Here is a 14,439-nt window from a genome sequence, read left to right as displayed (position 1 = left end):
CGGTATATACCATGGATCATGAAAGGTTTTCCGAAAATTTTGCCCTCCTAAAAGCCTTTGCCCACGATGCCCCCCAGGAACCGGGGGTCTATATCATGCGGGATGAGGATAGCCATATCATTTACGTAGGAAAAGCCAAGGTATTACGAAACCGCCTGGGGTCCTATTTCTCCGGACAAAAGGATGTAAAGACCCAAACCCTGATCCGCCATGCCCGGAGCATAGAAACCATCATCGTGGCCAACGAGTACGAAGCGCTGCTCCTGGAAAACACCCTGATCAAGCAGCACACCCCAAAGTACAATATCAACCTGAAGGACGGCAAAACCTACCCGGTGATCCGCATCACCGCCGGGCCCTTCCCCCGTATCTTCAAGACCCGCCACATCATCGAGGATGGTTCCCGGTACTTCGGCCCCTTTCCCAATGTCCAGGCGGTGGACACCCTCCTTGAGCTGATCGACAAACTTTTCCCCCTGCGGAAATGCCGCACCCTGCGAAAGCGGGACGCGCCCTGTATGTACTTCCACATTGGCCGCTGCGCCGGTCCCTGCTGCGGCAAAATCACCGAAGGGGAATACCACCTTCACATAGACCGGATACAAAAGATCCTCTCGGCAGGGAATTCTCTTGAAAACACCGGCGAAACCGATTCCCTGATTGTGGAACTCACCGAGCGTATGCACGAGGCTGCATCCCAACTACTCTTTGAGCGGGCTGCCCAGATCCGTAACGCCATTACCGCTATCAGGGATCTCCGGGAAAGCCCCTCCATGGTGGACTTTGACAATGAAAGCCGGGACTATATCGCCTGGGCCGGTGAAAGCATCCTCACCACCTGGTCGGTCTTTTCCATGCGGGGAGGCAAAATGACCGGCCGGGAACTCTACCGCACCCGTTCCGCCGCAGAGGAAACAGAATCCCTGGAAACCTTCGTCGCCGCCTACTACACCCCGGACCGCCCTCCCCCGCCCCGGATATTCATTGGCCTTGAAACCGAAACCCCAAGCCCGGACTTCCCCTTTTTAAAACGGTGGTTTAAGGAACAGTTCGGGTACGAGCCGGAATTGCTGGTCCCCCTTGAAAAACGGCTCCAGGCGGTTCTTGCCATGGCCCGGCAAAATGCCCTGGAGGATCTCCGGCAGCGACTCAAGGAACGGGGCGTAGGCCCTGCCCTGGACGAACTAGCCCAGGCATTGGACCTCGGCGGCAGACCCGAGCGTATTGAAGGTTTCGATATAGCCCAACTGGACGGCAAACACCCCGTGGCGTCACTCATCTCGTTCAAGAACGGCATTCCGGACAAGAAAAACTACCGTTACTTCAAGCTCCGTTCCGTGGTTGGGGTGGTGGACGATTTTGCCTCCATGCGGGAAGCGGTACAGCGCCGCTACTCCCGGCTCATCCGGGAAGGCGCGGAACTCCCGGACCTGATCCTCATCGACGGCGGCATAGGCCAGGTGAACGCCGCCAAGGGCGTCCTGGACGAGTTAGGTATGCACACCGATATTGTGGGCCTGGCCAAACGGGACGAGGAACTCTGGCTCCCCAACGCCCGCAACCCTATCCGTCTCTCCAAACGTTCCGAAGCGCTAAAAATACTCCAGCACGTCCGTGACGAAACCCACCGTTTCGCCACCACCCTGAACCAGAAACTCCGTTCCAAGGACCTGCTCTTCCCCGCCCTGGAATCGGTTGAAGGCATAGGCCCCAAGCGGGCCGCAGCGATCATGAAGGCCTACGTCACCCTGCCCGCCATCGCCGCCGCCTCCCCGCAAGACCTGTCGGACCGCTGCAACATCAGCGAAACCGCCGCCCGGGCAGTCCGCGCCGCCGCCCAACTCGCCCTGGAAGACCAGGCCGCCGCAAAGACCCGCCTCACCGGCCAGGGGAACCGCGCCAGGAGCCGCTTCGGAACACCGGCCAAAACTCCGGCCCGGGGCACCGACAGAAACACCGGCCCCGGCGAGATATACCCGACCAGCGAGGCGATAGCGTTTTTGGCGGCGGAGGCTGCGGAGGAGGAGTTTGGGAAGGAGTAAATCTGATGTGGGGTGACGTCTATGCAATTGCCTGACGGTTCAGGGGCACGATGCGGTCAAGGGCATCCTGGATTTTATGTTTGGTCTTGATTCGTTCAAAATCAAGTTGATACCGGTAAAATAAGCTTCTGACAGGCCGAAATATTTGCACAAGCGCAGGTCGGTATCGGCGGTGATACTGGGTCGCCACCAGAATATTTAATGAAGCGTTGTTAGAAAAATATTTTCGCTCTATCACTCTATGATAGACCATTGATGTTATACTCTAAAACATGAATAACCTTTTATCACAAATAGATGCCGCCGCGATACTGCCAACGGTGATCGGCCTTTACGGAATAACTATGCTCAGCACAGTTTATAAGAATGTTATTATAAGTCTGTTCCAATGGATTTATAAGCAGTGTACTACCACCATGTATATTGGAAATAACAACTGGTGCTATTATATCCTGATGAATCTCTTTGAAAACGAAAAAACCGTGGGGAAACTACGCTCCTTGAGGAAAAGCTTATTTTCTCTATGACCATAACAGGCAGAGATTCCTGTTACTTCCCGGAATTGCGTAACATGCCCCCAGTCCGTTTTTTTGCCTTTGTGTTTTCATAATATATATTATACCACACTGCCATGTCACAGAATGACAGAGCAGAAAAATATATAATTATTTTTCCCGCCCCCTAGGACAGCTCAGTTTTACTGCAATTTTCTCTGCCGGCTCCTGTAACCTTTTGCTTAACTCAAGCACAGTTACTGCGAATAGGCGCCGGTGGGGACGGGGGAGCCACGCTGCGGGATATTGCGGACCTACGGTCCGAGGAATTCCCTGCCGGAGGAGACCCGAAGGGGCTCCATAGGCAGACTCTACAGGCATCCCGCAGCGTGGCTCCCCCGTCCCCACCGGCGTTTTTACGCATAACCCATACGGCGCATACCACCAACAGAACCTGTCTATTCCACCCAGTTCTCTGTTACTAACTTACTAATCCTCTGAAAATGCTGTTGATTATTAGTTACCAATCGCAGATCGTTCACCAAGGCGCTTGATCCTATAAGAATATCAAAATCATCAATAATCGTCCCGGATTTTCTCAGACTCGATTTAATCGCCGCATATTTTTCAGTAATCTCCGGTGTAAGATTTATCACTTTGATTTTGCTTCGTAGATATTCAATCCGTTTTAAATTATTTTGAATTTGATTTGAGTTATACGCCCCAAATTGTAATTCGGCTAAAGTTATAATTGCTATCGCCATATCCTGATCAGAAACTTGGTTTATTTTCTCAAGTATCTTCTTATTCCCATTAAGAAAATAAATGCAGATATTTGTATCCAGTAAATATTTCATAGGGTAATATCAGCCTTTGATACTCTGCTATCCCGAATTTCTTTAATGATAGTTTCTACAGTACGTTCATCTTCCCATGGTCCGTATAACTTAAAAATATCCGCAAGTTTGTTTTCTTCTGAATAAAAAGGCTCCGTCCGTAACTCAAAGGGAATACCCTTATAGCGGATCACCTGCTTTAAGAATATGGTAGTTGCCGTTGATAGGCTCATCCCAATATCGCTCAGAATTTCCTCCGCCCTTTTTTTTACCATATCATCAACACGTATATTTAAATTTGCCATAATCTGACCTCTATGTTTTTATTATATATATAATATTCGTAAAAATCAATACAAATGCCGAAATATGACGAAAAATATAATACTTACCTTTAGTCAAATTTTCGTACATTTTTTATTGCAATTTCCTCAAAAATGTGCTATTTTCTACCCCAGAGGCGAAAAATGACCATTACCGCAAGCGAGCTTAAATTGAATATCAGCCGATATCTTAAATCGGCTGAAAAAGAGGATATTATCGTCACTAAAAACGGAAAAAAAGTCGCCCGGATAATTCATGAGGAAGATGATAGGGTTGCCCTTGCCAAATCCCTTTTCGGCATTCTACCCCCGGAAGCATCGCTGGATGATATAAAGCAGGAACGGATGAGACGGTATGAAAGCGGTAATTGATACGGGTATGAATAATTACGAAGATTCCCTATTAGCAGTCTGCGCAGAACGCTGGAAGGCAGATCATATCATCACCCGCAACAAAAAAGATTTTACCAATTCCCCAGTCCCCCCCCTGCTTCCCGAAGAATATTCCGCGCGCGTATCCAAATAAAACTACTACCCCCTGGGACAGCTCAGTTGTACTGTAATTTTCTCTAATACCCATTCTGCCATAGTACGTACATGTTCATTAGAATCGTTACACGCCTTTTTTATATAAGGTAAATAATTCTCATTATAATTATTCAACATTGCGTTAAGGGCATTTGTTTTCCATTTATATACATCGTTCTTACCTATATAGAAAAATTTAGATGATATAATGCTTTCTAAATAGGCATAATCCATTTCGATTATTTTTTCTAATGATATATGTTCAGCCAATTCATTTAATTGTGGGAATTGTTCATTTTCCATCCATTTGTTTTTATTAAAAGGACAAGCATCCTGACAGACATCACAGCCATATATCCAATTTCCAATATTATGATTATTTGGTTCTTTACTCATATCCCATCCTTCCCAGGTGGTAAGGCAGGATACACAGGTTGAACGGTTCATGACATAAGGCTCACAAAGTGATTGTGTCGGACAGGCCTTTATACATTTGTTACAGTTATTTGGACAAGGTTTTGAATTATTATTGTTTTTCATTTCCATATCACAATCTATCAACCATGCCTCCAAATATACCCAAGAACCACTTTTTTCCGTATAAAAAAAATTATTTCTTCTAATTATTCCAAGCCCTGCCTTAAAAGCAGCCCATCTCAATGCGGTTAATCCAAATTTTCTTTCCGTAGCTGTTTTCAACCCCGCTTTATTTAAAAACGTTTCAAATTCAATACTTGCCTGAAAATCCACGGATTGTTCATTTATCCTCCCGTCTACTAAATAATATTTGGCGATTACATTTTTTAAATTATTGGGGATGATATATTTACCATATTTTTGCACACAAATTATAATCGATTTAGCCCATGGGAAACCTTCGTTTAAATTTACAAATCGACTAAAATTTTCCAAATATTTTTTAGTATTAGGAAATTTTCCAATACGATTATTTAATTTTTCCATATAATCATTAATTTCAGAAATACTTATAATACCACAATCCTCATAACCCAGTTCCAGCGCCTTCTCTTTTATCGATTTTTCATTAACCATATTCACCTCCCTTTATTCTCCTTGAAAAATATTCCGCGCGAGTATTCAAACAAAACCCACCCCCCAGCAACTATGTTCAAGCACAGTTAATGCGCACAGGCGCCGGTGGGGACGGGAGAGCCACGCTGCGGGATATTCTGGAATTCCTCCCCAGCAATTATGTTCAAGCACAATTAATGCGCACAGGCGCCGGTGGGGGCGGTGAATCCCCGCTGCGGGATATTCTGGAATTCCCTGCCGGAGGAGACCCGAAGGGGCTCCATAGGCAGACTCTACAGGCATCCCGCAGCGGGGATTCACCGCCCCCACCGGCGTTTTTCCGATGTGATCCTGGCTTAGATATAAAAAAACCGCCCCTAAGGACGGTTCTGTAAGCAAAATTGTATCCCCCCTACCAGGAATCAATCATATCATCCGGATCCCGGCTCTCTTCAGCAAAGAGGTCCGTCACCGCACGAACATCGTCCAGGTAGACGTAGTAGCTGCCAAGCGCTTCCAGGGGATCAACGTCAATCCGGAAACCGACTATCTTAATTCCCATCTGGTTGTTGTAGTGATAATTCCGCTGGATAATGCCATTCCGCCCGTCCGGGGCCTGGGGAGGAACTGCAACGGTGAGCTGCTTCCAGCCCTGGAAATTGAGTTTTCCCACATAGAGTTCATAGCTCTTGCCAAAAAAATCCTGAAGCAGGATATGCAGTTCATGGTCAAAGTTACGGCCCGCTACCCAGAGGGAGATCGTTTTGGTGATGCCCTCAATGGGAATGGGACGGATAGGGTACAGGGTAAAGCTGCTGTAACCCCGGTGAAGATAATCAACCCGGGTACCCAGAACGTAGCGATCCGGGATATCCATACCCTCTTCCTCCGGTATGGGCTTCTTTCCCAAGGGGCTGCCTTCAAAAAGACGGGTGGTGGTATAACCCTGGTCCGGAGACATGTGGGAGCGCCAGAAGCCATCAAACTCGAACCTCTCGACGGATATTTCCTTCAATTTTTGCTGGGCGGATTCGATCCCGAGCCGTTCGGCATTGGTACCTCCGACTTCATCCTGCTGTTGAGCAAAAACAAAACCCGCCATAGATATTAATAATGCTGCGATTATATATCGTTTCATTTCCATGCCTCCTTAATTATCCGCATTCCAGAGTTCTTCGACCCGTTCCGGCAATGCCAGCTCGTCCCCGTCAAAGAGGGATTCAAAGGTATCCGTAAGAATCTTAAATTGATCGAAGTAAATACGGAAATCGGCCACCGGTTCCGTAGGAGGAGTCCAAACCCGGAATTTCACAAAGGTCAGGGACGCCAGCCGGGGAAGTACCCTCTTTGACTGGGGTATAGATGCGGGAATCCGCACCTGCAAATCCCTCCATCCCTGGTAGTTGATGTGACCCAACTCAACAATATGGATAACCCCCTGATAATCCCGGAAATAGGCCTCCAGGGTATAATTAAGGTTCGAACCCCAGGTCCATATATCCATATACTGAATCCGGCCGGGAATGGGGATCTCAACGTTATTCGGCCCTTCCCCATCCGAGCTACCCGCGGCTGTCGGGTAAATATCTATCCAGTTAAAGCCCTGGCGGTCAAATTTTCCCCACACACCGAGGCTCTTAAGTTCCTTGCCTTCACGGTTAGTCCCGAAAAGAGCCTGAGGCCATGCGGCAATAATACTGGCCTGCGGCCATGTACCGGCATCGGTTTTAGTAGCAAATTTGCTACCCATAACTTTCCATACATAGGGAGAATCCCCATCAAAGGACTCCAATATGACGGAGGTACTGTTAATGGTAATATCATCTCCGTAAGCTGCACCAACCGCAATGATTGCTAAAAGTACGAGACATACAGCTTTGAAACTGCCCTGTTTCATCAAATACTCCTTTTTCCATATCTTAAGGAAATGAGGTCAGATAAGATTATATTTACTTAACGGACCTTTGTCAAACCTCTATGGGGCTTTTCCTAGAGTTAGTTACATAATCGGCCTCTTTTTTTTTTTTATAACCCTTTTAATTCCCATCTTTGCCTTTAACTATCTTTTTTATGTCCCGAAGGACCCCGGCGTCCCCAATCCGGTCCTGCAGGACCAAAATTTCCGAAGGTACCGTCCTTGCCTCTCCTCCCCGGTGAAGCGTTTTTGCCGCCTCGGTTGCTAAAGCCCAGGGCGAATCATCAAATATAAGCTTAATTTCCCGCGCAGTAACCCCGGGATCCACCCATGAAAAGAGGATCATCGGAACAGAGGAGCCATCTTCGGGATAATTTTCCGCAGCCCGGGCCATAATGATACAGGAAAGCCCCTGTGAAAGGGTATATTCTTCTCCTTTATCCACGAATATGGGAGAATTATCGAAACCCTGGTCCCGCAGCCCCCTTAAAAAGGCATCCTTATCGTTCCAGTCAACCAAATCTCCGGTAAAAAAGAGGATTCCCCCGCCGTTTGAGCGGGCAAAAATTGCTGCACAACGGCCCGCCCGGTAAAGATCCCTTATTTTATCGGTTGTAATGAAAACCAACCCATCATCTTCTGTGGACCGGGTCTGCAGACCGCCTCCAAACACACCCACGGGGATTCCCGGAGACTCTTCCACATAACGCTGCGCCCCCTGCCGGTATCTGAAGGGAAACAGCGCCGCATAGGGTCTTGCCGCCGCTTCCGCCGCCGCAAAGGCCACCACATCCGGAGATGCCCCATCGGCTACCCGCACTACCTTAATTTGGCGGAACAATTTCAAGGATGTCTCTATCTGTTTTACCCAGCTCCTGTGGAGTCCGTAAAGCCCGATAAATTCATCATCTACTACTATTAGTACCGGGGAACGGAACATATACAGGATGGGACCCAGGGCAAGTATCCCAAGGATGACCAAAATGATGATTACTATGCGCCGATGTTTACGATCCATAGGTGAACCATAATCCGGCCGGGACGTGAAATCAAGGGCGCTTCCTTGACCAAGCCATTCTCTTACTATAATATGTATTATATAATTATCTAAGGAGCACTATATGACAAGTTACAAGGAACTAGGCTTGGCCAATACCGTGGATTTATTCAAAAAAGCGGTATCTGGCGGCTATGCGCTTCCGGCATTTAATTTTAACAATATGGAACAGATGCAAGCCATTATTCAGGCATGTGTGGAAACCAAATCACCGGTTATCCTCCAGGTTTCTTCCGGGGCACGGAAGTACGCCAACCAGAATCTGCTGCGGAACATGGCCAAGGGCGCCGTGGAATATGCCCACGAGCTGGGCTACGATATCCCCATCGTACTCCATTTAGACCACGGGGACAGCTTTGAGCTCTGCAAGGACTGTATCGAAACCGGATTTTCCTCGGTAATGATCGACGGTTCCCATCTTCCCTACGACGAAAACGTAGCCCTGACCAAAAAAGTCTGCGAATTTGCCCATTCTCAGAAGGATTATGTGACCGTAGAAGGGGAACTGGGGGTTTTGGCGGGGGTTGAAGACGATGTTTCCGCGGAACACAGCAATTATACCCAGCCCGAGGAAGTGCAGGACTTTGTGGGGAAGACCAAGGTCGATTCCCTGGCGATTTCCATCGGCACCAGCCATGGCCGGACCAAGTTTAAGCCCGAACAGTGTACAAAGGGTCCCGGCGGCATCCTGATCCCCCCGCCCTTGCGCTTCGATATCCTGGCGGAAATTGAAAAACGGCTGCCGGGCTTCCCCATTGTGCTCCACGGCTCCTCTTCGGTACCCATTGAGTACGTACAGATCATCGAAAAATTCGGCGGCAAGCTTTCCGATTCCGTGGGTATCCCCGAGGAACAACTGCGGAAGGCCTCCAAAAGCGCCGTCTGCAAGATCAATATCGATTCCGATGGCCGGTTGGCCATGACCGCCATTATCCGTAAGGTTTTCGCGGAAAAACCGGACGAGTTTGATCCCCGGAAATACCTGGGCCCTGCCCGGGATGAATTGAAAAAACTCTACGCCCATAAGACCGTCAACGTCCTGGGCTCCGCAGGTCAGGCCTAAGGAGCTGTTCTACCCTGGACCATGTGGCCCAGGGTTTAAAAACCAAAAAAATGCCATATTAATGATAAATCTCTAGCTAAAACCCATATTTGTTGGTATAATTACTATGGGTATGTTTGTGCAAAAAGTTAGGGCGTTATTTAGTATCCTAGTCTTTTCTCTTTTTCTCAGCAGCTGCGGTGAAATGGATGATGTTTTTTCATCTCATTTTCCTTCCCAGGGAACATACTGGGTAAATGCCCTGATAGACGGCGATTATACCCTGGATGAATATTCCGCCGTCAATCAAAACAGTAAAATACGTCCCTTTTTTGTGAATTCCGTGGTCAACGATCCGGATGTCCGGGGCCTTATGGTTTTTGTGCAGGATCTTTCGGGAGCCACGGTTAGCAGGAAGGTTCAGTATGTACTTTCTACGGATACCCAAACAAAGCAGGTTGAGGAAAAGGATCTCCTGGGTACTTCCGAAGACGGTGAGAATAGCAGGAAAGACTATCCGGAGGATCCCCCTCCTGAAAGCTTGACCGCGGGCCCTGACAAAACTTCTTCCGCTGAAGAAAAAACCGATGGGACAGCACTTTCTGCGGAAAAGGGCGAAACCGATACGGCCGTAATTACAGAGATCGGTTCCAAGGCTGAGGGGACCAGTTCCACGGCCGATACTCCGGCGGATCATCCCACGGTGTCGGAGGATCAGGTGCTTCTGGTTAAACATCTGGAACAGTACCTTCCGGCCTTCCGGATCTTTGAGAACCTGAAAATAGGCCGGTACAACCTTATTTTCCAGGTTCTGGGCGATAAGGATGTTCTCTATAGGACTTCCAAATCGATTTACTTCCTTGCGGATGCGAATTTTACCCTGGGGGAAGTTCAGAGCTACCTTCCGGGAACACCTACGGGGGATCGCCTTATTCCCCCCGGGATTAACGTAGTACTGGAAACTGCGATTAGCGCCGATACCCGGCTGGACCCCTATGTGATTTGGTATAGTGGAAAAAAAGTCATTGCCCAGGGCCGAAATTCCGATGGGGCAAACTATCTTTTGTGGAAAACGCCGGAACAGACCGGCTTCCATATTATCAAGGCGGAGGTATTCCCCCTGTTGGCGGGGGACAATGCACCCGACAGCATGCGCGGAAAAGTTAAAGAACTATCCCTTGCAATATCCTCAAAGACCGAGAGAATGCGATACTTTGACAGCTTCTCCAAAAGCTTTACCAATTGGTACCAATTCTGGGGAAATCTGGATGACGCCATCTCCCCCGGTAATCCTGAAAAACAGCTTCTCCCCCTGGTCGCCCATGAGCCCTGCTGGATACCCTTTGCGGGTATATATGGCCTTTTTATCGGCCCCAATGATTCTTATGCCCTCCCCGGCAAGTCTTTGAGCCTGTCTGAGCAGGAACAGGGGAAGGGCCGAATTTTTTTCCATCTCGTTCCTCTTGCCGAAGGAAGCGTTTTGACTGCCACCTTTAATTCAAAGGACGGCCTTCCCGCGGCGGTTCTGGGTTTGTCCCTGGCGCGGGAAACTTCGTCGCAAAATGCGGGGGGGAATCTAAAGCTCCGGCTTTCCTCCAATGATAATTCCGAAAATGAATCCCCGGAGGAAATCCTTGCATTGAACCCGGAGGAACTAAACGCTTTTATTAGCTTCGTTGTTGATTTTGAGATTACTCCGGATCATATTAGCGCGTCACTGCTTCTGGAAAATCCGGCCAGGGAAACTGAACTTGTCACCCTTGCCCTGGCTGAGCCCATAAACGGAGAGGGTACGATCCGGATTGGCGGTACGGACCATTCCACCGGAAACAAGGGAAACACCAAATGGCCGGGGTTTGACAAAAACGGAAACCCCAATAACGGAATACTCATACTCAACGAGCTGGCCCTTAGTTATACCCGTTTGCCCATTTCCAAGGATGCGGATGAGCCGGAACCGGAGCCGGAAAACAACCCGGACCAAAAGCTAAAATCCATCCAGTAAAACTGATTTATGAAAACTATTCCTGCGCGGGAAACTTCATTGCAAAATGCGCTTATCCTGATTGCCGGTATTTCCCTGCTTACGGGCTGTTTTTCCGCTCCCGTCAAGGCGGTGATTCTTGGCCCTGTCCCGGAGTACCGGGAAAAAAACAGTATCATTGAGGTGATAGATCATGAAAACCCGAATGAGGATATGCCCGAATGGGTGGCCCTTTATCTTAGTTCGGATCTCATCGGGATTGAGACCTTGCCTGAATATAAAGACCGGTATGTTTTTATCGGAAAGCAAAGGGGAAACAACCTGGATTCCCTAAAACTCTGGGCAACAAGCTTTTCGATTGACCGGGATTTTTCCCGGCTAGTCTCCGCGCGGATCCAGGCCCGGTTTACCAGAATAGCCAATGGAAATCCCGGGGAAGAATTCGGCCGCTATTTTGAAACGGTGATAAAAAATTCCTCCAATACTACCTTTGGCGGGGCCAGTCAGAAGGGCAGTTTCTGGATTAAAAAAAGAATCTTTGAAGATGACGGATTAAGCCCCATAGGGGAATCCTTTGAATACTATATTCTGGTAAGTATTGAAAAGGAAACGCTGAAAAAACAGATCAGCCTTCTTCTGACAACTGCCCGGTCGGATCTTCCCCCAACCAGGGAACAATCCACCGCCGCCATGCGGCTCAGGCTGATTTTTTATGAAGAATTCTGAGCTTGACCACAATGGCCCGGCCCATTAGTCTGAATTCATGACCGAGGCCATTATCAGCAACGCAGAGGTATTACCCCCCCTCTTTGCCATATACCGCTGGGGTATAGATCTTATTCAGCATATTCAGGGTATACAAAATCCCGGATTCACGGCATTTATCAGATTTGTAACTGCCTTGGGAACGGAATATTTTTATATCCCCGTGGTTCTCCTTATTTTTTGGTGCATAGACGAAAAAAAAGGGGCTCGGCTGGGGTTTCTCATTATATTTTCCGCCCTTATGAACGGATTTTTCAAGGAACTATTGAAACAACCCCGGCCTTTTACCCTGGAACCTTCGGTAGGTCTGGCCTTTGAACCGAGCTACGGTATCCCTTCGGGACATGCCCAACTGTCCCTTTGTTTCTGGCTGCCCCTGGCCCTATGGATCAGCGGTTCACGGTTTGTAAAATCCCCGCGGCAGGCTATGGCTATCCGCATTGGAGCGGTTCTCTTCATCCTGCTCATCGCCTTTACCCGGCTCTACCTGGGGGTCCATTTCCCCACGGATATTCTGGCGGGCTGGCTCCTTGGGGGCCTTACCCTGGGGCTCTGGTTTGCACTCGAACCCCGGGTCACGGCGTTTTTGGATACCGGCGGCCTGCGGGCAAGGATGATTGCCGCCGCGATTATCGCCCTGGGGATGATAAGCCTCTACCCATCCGATCGCAGTCTGGGCGGCCTGTTCCTCGGGTTCGGCGCCGGTTATGCCCTTATGCTTCAGTATTTTCCCTTTGCCGCCCGGCCCGGTATTTCCGTTGCCGCCCGGTGTCTCCGCTATATCCTGGGCTTTGCCGGGGGCGTCCTGATCTACCGGGGTTTCAAGGTCCTTTTCCCCGGCCAGGGTTCGATTTTTTCAGCCCTGCCATACTGGGGAGCGGCGTCCCCCTTTTATGAGCTGGGCCGCTTTGTGCGTTACGGTTTACTGGGGCTCTGGGCATCGGCAGGCGCGCCCCGGCTCTTCCTGCGGTTCCGCCTGGCGGAGCCCCAATAGTCATGAACACGCCCTCCTACGGCGATACGGTCCCTATCGCCGCCATCGCCACCACCCTTGGTGAAAGCGCCCTGACCCTCATCCGCAGTTCAGGTGAACATTGCCTGGAAATCCTTGCCGCTGTTTTTTCCCGGCCGGAAAAACTGCGCGGCGCTGCGGGTAATACCATCGTCCACGGCTGGCTCATCGGGCCGGGGGGTGAAAAAATTGACGATGTACTGGTATCGGTTTACCGTGGTCCCCGCAGCTACACCGGCGAGGACGGGGCGGATATTTCCTGCCACGGGGGCATCGCCGCAGCAAAGGCGGTGATGGAGACCCTCCACAAAGCGGGTTTCCGGGACAGCCTTCCCGGGGAGTTCAGCTTCCGCGCATTCATGAACGGCAAGCTAGACCTGACCCGCGCAGAATCGGTGATGGAGATAGTATCCGCCAAAACTGACCGGGCCCGGGAACATGCGGTACACCGGCTTTCCGGCGCTCTGGAAAAAGAAATCCGGGATATCAACACAATCATTGTGCAAGCCCTGGGGGCATCGGAAATTTTTTTAGACTATTCCGAAGACGATGGGATTGGCGCCGAGGCCGGGGGCTTACTCCCGGACCGGCCGCTGGTGGAGGAGGCCCTGGCCCGGCTCAAAACCCTGGCCGCCTCCTACCGCCGGGAGCGGCTCTATGCCGAGGGCGCCCTGGCGGTAATTGCCGGGCGGCCCAACGCAGGAAAGTCCAGCCTCTTCAACCTGCTTTTAAAGGAAGACCGCTCCATCGTCACCGATATCCCCGGCACTACCCGGGACTGGATAGAAGCCTGGGTTTCCGTCGAAGGCATCCCGGTCCGGCTTGCGGATACTGCGGGGCTCCACCAGTCCGAGGACCCGGTAGAAAAACTCGGCATGGAACGGAGCCGGGAACTTCTGGAGGCGGCGGATCTCATCCTCTATGTATTAGACGGCGCCGAAGGCATCACCGCTGAAGACCAAGCCTTTCTACAGAATCACTGCACAGCCGCCCCAAACGAAGTTATCCCGCCGGTAATCCTACTCTGGAACAAATCCGACCTAACCCCCCTTCCCCCTTCTTCGACTTCTTCTCCTTTGCGGTTTCCCCCAGCCCGTCCCATCAGCGCCAAGACCGGCGCAGGCATTGCGGAACTGACCCGGGAGATCGCCGGGGTTTTGGAAAAGAAAAACGGCGGCGGGGAAGGAAAGGCGGGAACAGGTATCGGGACCGCGAGGCAGAAGGAGCTTATCGACAGGGCAGCCGCAGCGTTGGAGGAAGCCCTCGCCCTTGCGGACAATGCGGAACCCCTGGACCTCATCGCACCATTGCTGCGGGAAGGTGTGAACGCCCTGGGGGAAATTACCGGGGAAGTTTCCACCGCAGAAATACTTGACGCCATGTTCAGCAGATTTTGTGTGGGGAAATAG

Annotated in this window: 15 protein-coding genes; 9 read left to right on the top strand and 6 right to left on the bottom strand. The window is 50.1% G+C overall.

What is annotated here, in order from left to right:
* Positions 1-11: 11 nt before the first annotated feature.
* Together uvrC and LQZ19_RS16220 are read left to right on the top strand one after the other, a co-directional pair.
* Positions 12-2,042: an excinuclease ABC subunit UvrC gene (gene uvrC / locus LQZ19_RS16225; RefSeq protein WP_411048733.1), complete on the top strand. Its 2,031-nt coding sequence runs from the start codon at positions 12-14 to the stop codon at positions 2,040-2,042.
* Positions 2,043-2,314: 272 nt separating this feature from the next.
* Entirely contained in the window at positions 2,315-2,569 is a 255-nt protein-coding gene (locus LQZ19_RS16220; RefSeq protein WP_411048732.1) for a hypothetical protein, read from the top strand.
* Positions 2,570-2,994: 425 nt separating this feature from the next.
* Here LQZ19_RS16220 and LQZ19_RS16215 read toward each other — a convergent pair whose 3' ends face one another.
* Both LQZ19_RS16215 and LQZ19_RS16210 read right to left on the bottom strand, forming a co-directional pair.
* Positions 2,995-3,393 (bottom strand): PIN domain-containing protein, encoded by a 399-nt coding sequence (locus tag LQZ19_RS16215; RefSeq protein ID WP_411048731.1) that lies wholly within the window; start codon positions 3,391-3,393, stop codon positions 2,995-2,997.
* Complete coding sequence (locus tag LQZ19_RS16210) at positions 3,390-3,677, bottom strand: type II toxin-antitoxin system RelB/DinJ family antitoxin (protein ID WP_411048730.1); 288 nt, start codon at positions 3,675-3,677, stop codon at positions 3,390-3,392. Before LQZ19_RS16210 ends, LQZ19_RS16215 begins: the two co-directional genes overlap by 4 nt.
* Before the next feature lie 162 nt (positions 3,678-3,839).
* Between LQZ19_RS16210 and LQZ19_RS16205 the strand changes: the two genes are divergently transcribed.
* Positions 3,840-4,067 (top strand): type II toxin-antitoxin system Phd/YefM family antitoxin, encoded by a 228-nt coding sequence (locus LQZ19_RS16205; RefSeq protein WP_411048729.1) that lies wholly within the window; start codon positions 3,840-3,842, stop codon positions 4,065-4,067.
* Between the two features lie 159 nt (positions 4,068-4,226).
* Here the strand turns inward: LQZ19_RS16205 and LQZ19_RS16200 are convergent, their stop codons facing one another.
* Positions 4,227-5,276, bottom strand: coding sequence for an epoxyqueuosine reductase (locus LQZ19_RS16200; protein WP_411048728.1), 1,050 nt, complete (start codon positions 5,274-5,276; stop codon positions 4,227-4,229).
* A gap of 201 nt (positions 5,277-5,477) precedes the next feature.
* Here LQZ19_RS16200 and LQZ19_RS16195 point away from each other — a divergent pair, with 201 nt between their 5' ends.
* Complete coding sequence (locus LQZ19_RS16195; protein ID WP_411048727.1) at positions 5,478-5,615, top strand: hypothetical protein; 138 nt, start codon at positions 5,478-5,480, stop codon at positions 5,613-5,615.
* 52 nt (positions 5,616-5,667) lie between these two features.
* Here the strand turns inward: LQZ19_RS16195 and LQZ19_RS16190 are convergent, their stop codons facing one another.
* From LQZ19_RS16190 to LQZ19_RS16180, 3 genes are all read right to left on the bottom strand, one after another.
* Positions 5,668-6,393, bottom strand: a complete 726-nt coding sequence (locus LQZ19_RS16190) for a flagellar filament outer layer protein FlaA (protein ID WP_411048726.1) — start codon at positions 6,391-6,393, stop codon at positions 5,668-5,670.
* Positions 6,394-6,405: 12 nt separating this feature from the next.
* A complete protein-coding gene (locus LQZ19_RS16185; protein ID WP_411048725.1) occupies positions 6,406-7,152 on the bottom strand; it encodes a flagellar filament outer layer protein FlaA in 747 nt (248 codons plus the stop codon).
* Positions 7,153-7,291: 139 nt separating this feature from the next.
* Positions 7,292-8,188, bottom strand: coding sequence for a hypothetical protein (locus LQZ19_RS16180; RefSeq protein WP_411048724.1), 897 nt, complete (start codon positions 8,186-8,188; stop codon positions 7,292-7,294).
* A gap of 103 nt (positions 8,189-8,291) precedes the next feature.
* Between LQZ19_RS16180 and LQZ19_RS16175 the strand changes: the two genes are divergently transcribed.
* The 5 genes from LQZ19_RS16175 to mnmE all read left to right on the top strand — a co-directional run bounded on the left by LQZ19_RS16175 (position 8,292) and on the right by mnmE (position 14,439).
* On the top strand, positions 8,292-9,290 hold the full coding sequence (locus LQZ19_RS16175) for a class II fructose-bisphosphate aldolase (RefSeq protein ID WP_411048723.1): 999 nt from the start codon (positions 8,292-8,294) through the stop codon (positions 9,288-9,290).
* A gap of 112 nt (positions 9,291-9,402) precedes the next feature.
* The gene (locus LQZ19_RS16170; RefSeq protein ID WP_411048722.1) at positions 9,403-11,274 is read left to right on the top strand and encodes a hypothetical protein; all 1,872 of its coding nucleotides are present in this window, start codon (positions 9,403-9,405) and stop codon (positions 11,272-11,274) included.
* Between the two features lie 9 nt (positions 11,275-11,283).
* Positions 11,284-11,979: a hypothetical protein gene (locus tag LQZ19_RS16165; RefSeq protein WP_411048720.1), complete on the top strand. Its 696-nt coding sequence runs from the start codon at positions 11,284-11,286 to the stop codon at positions 11,977-11,979.
* A 37-nt stretch (positions 11,980-12,016) separates the two neighbouring features.
* A complete protein-coding gene (locus tag LQZ19_RS16160; protein ID WP_411048719.1) occupies positions 12,017-13,012 on the top strand; it encodes a phosphatase PAP2 family protein in 996 nt (331 codons plus the stop codon).
* Between the two features lie 2 nt (positions 13,013-13,014).
* The gene (mnmE, locus tag LQZ19_RS16155; protein ID WP_411048718.1) at positions 13,015-14,439 is read left to right on the top strand and encodes a tRNA uridine-5-carboxymethylaminomethyl(34) synthesis GTPase MnmE; all 1,425 of its coding nucleotides are present in this window, start codon (positions 13,015-13,017) and stop codon (positions 14,437-14,439) included.

This window comes from Treponema primitia, from assembly GCF_046533075.1.
Taxonomy (GTDB): domain Bacteria; phylum Spirochaetota; class Spirochaetia; order Treponematales; family Breznakiellaceae; genus Termitinema; species Termitinema primitia_B.
This window is presented reverse-complemented; position numbering and strand designations above follow the sequence as displayed.

Bases quoted from the DNA above. Each gene is read 5' to 3' on its own strand.
- LQZ19_RS16210 (WP_411048730.1), bottom strand. From the start codon at position 3,677: ATGGCAAATTTAAATATACGTGTTGATGATATGGTAAAAAAAAGGGCG.
- LQZ19_RS16190 (WP_411048726.1), bottom strand. From the start codon at position 6,393: ATGAAACGATATATAATCGCAGCATTATTAATATCTATGGCGGGTTTT.
- LQZ19_RS16160 (WP_411048719.1), top strand. From the start codon at position 12,017: ATGACCGAGGCCATTATCAGCAACGCAGAGGTATTACCCCCCCTCTTT.
- LQZ19_RS16205 (WP_411048729.1), top strand. From the start codon at position 3,840: ATGACCATTACCGCAAGCGAGCTTAAATTGAATATCAGCCGATATCTT.
- LQZ19_RS16185 (WP_411048725.1), bottom strand. From the start codon at position 7,152: ATGAAACAGGGCAGTTTCAAAGCTGTATGTCTCGTACTTTTAGCAATC.
- LQZ19_RS16170 (WP_411048722.1), top strand. From the start codon at position 9,403: ATGTTTGTGCAAAAAGTTAGGGCGTTATTTAGTATCCTAGTCTTTTCT.
- uvrC (WP_411048733.1), top strand. From the start codon at position 12: ATGGATCATGAAAGGTTTTCCGAAAATTTTGCCCTCCTAAAAGCCTTT.
- LQZ19_RS16180 (WP_411048724.1), bottom strand. From the start codon at position 8,188: ATGGATCGTAAACATCGGCGCATAGTAATCATCATTTTGGTCATCCTT.
- LQZ19_RS16175 (WP_411048723.1), top strand. From the start codon at position 8,292: ATGACAAGTTACAAGGAACTAGGCTTGGCCAATACCGTGGATTTATTC.
- LQZ19_RS16165 (WP_411048720.1), top strand. From the start codon at position 11,284: ATGAAAACTATTCCTGCGCGGGAAACTTCATTGCAAAATGCGCTTATC.
- LQZ19_RS16220 (WP_411048732.1), top strand. From the start codon at position 2,315: ATGAATAACCTTTTATCACAAATAGATGCCGCCGCGATACTGCCAACG.
- LQZ19_RS16200 (WP_411048728.1), bottom strand. From the start codon at position 5,276: ATGGTTAATGAAAAATCGATAAAAGAGAAGGCGCTGGAACTGGGTTAT.
- LQZ19_RS16215 (WP_411048731.1), bottom strand. From the start codon at position 3,393: ATGAAATATTTACTGGATACAAATATCTGCATTTATTTTCTTAATGGG.
- mnmE (WP_411048718.1), top strand. From the start codon at position 13,015: ATGAACACGCCCTCCTACGGCGATACGGTCCCTATCGCCGCCATCGCC.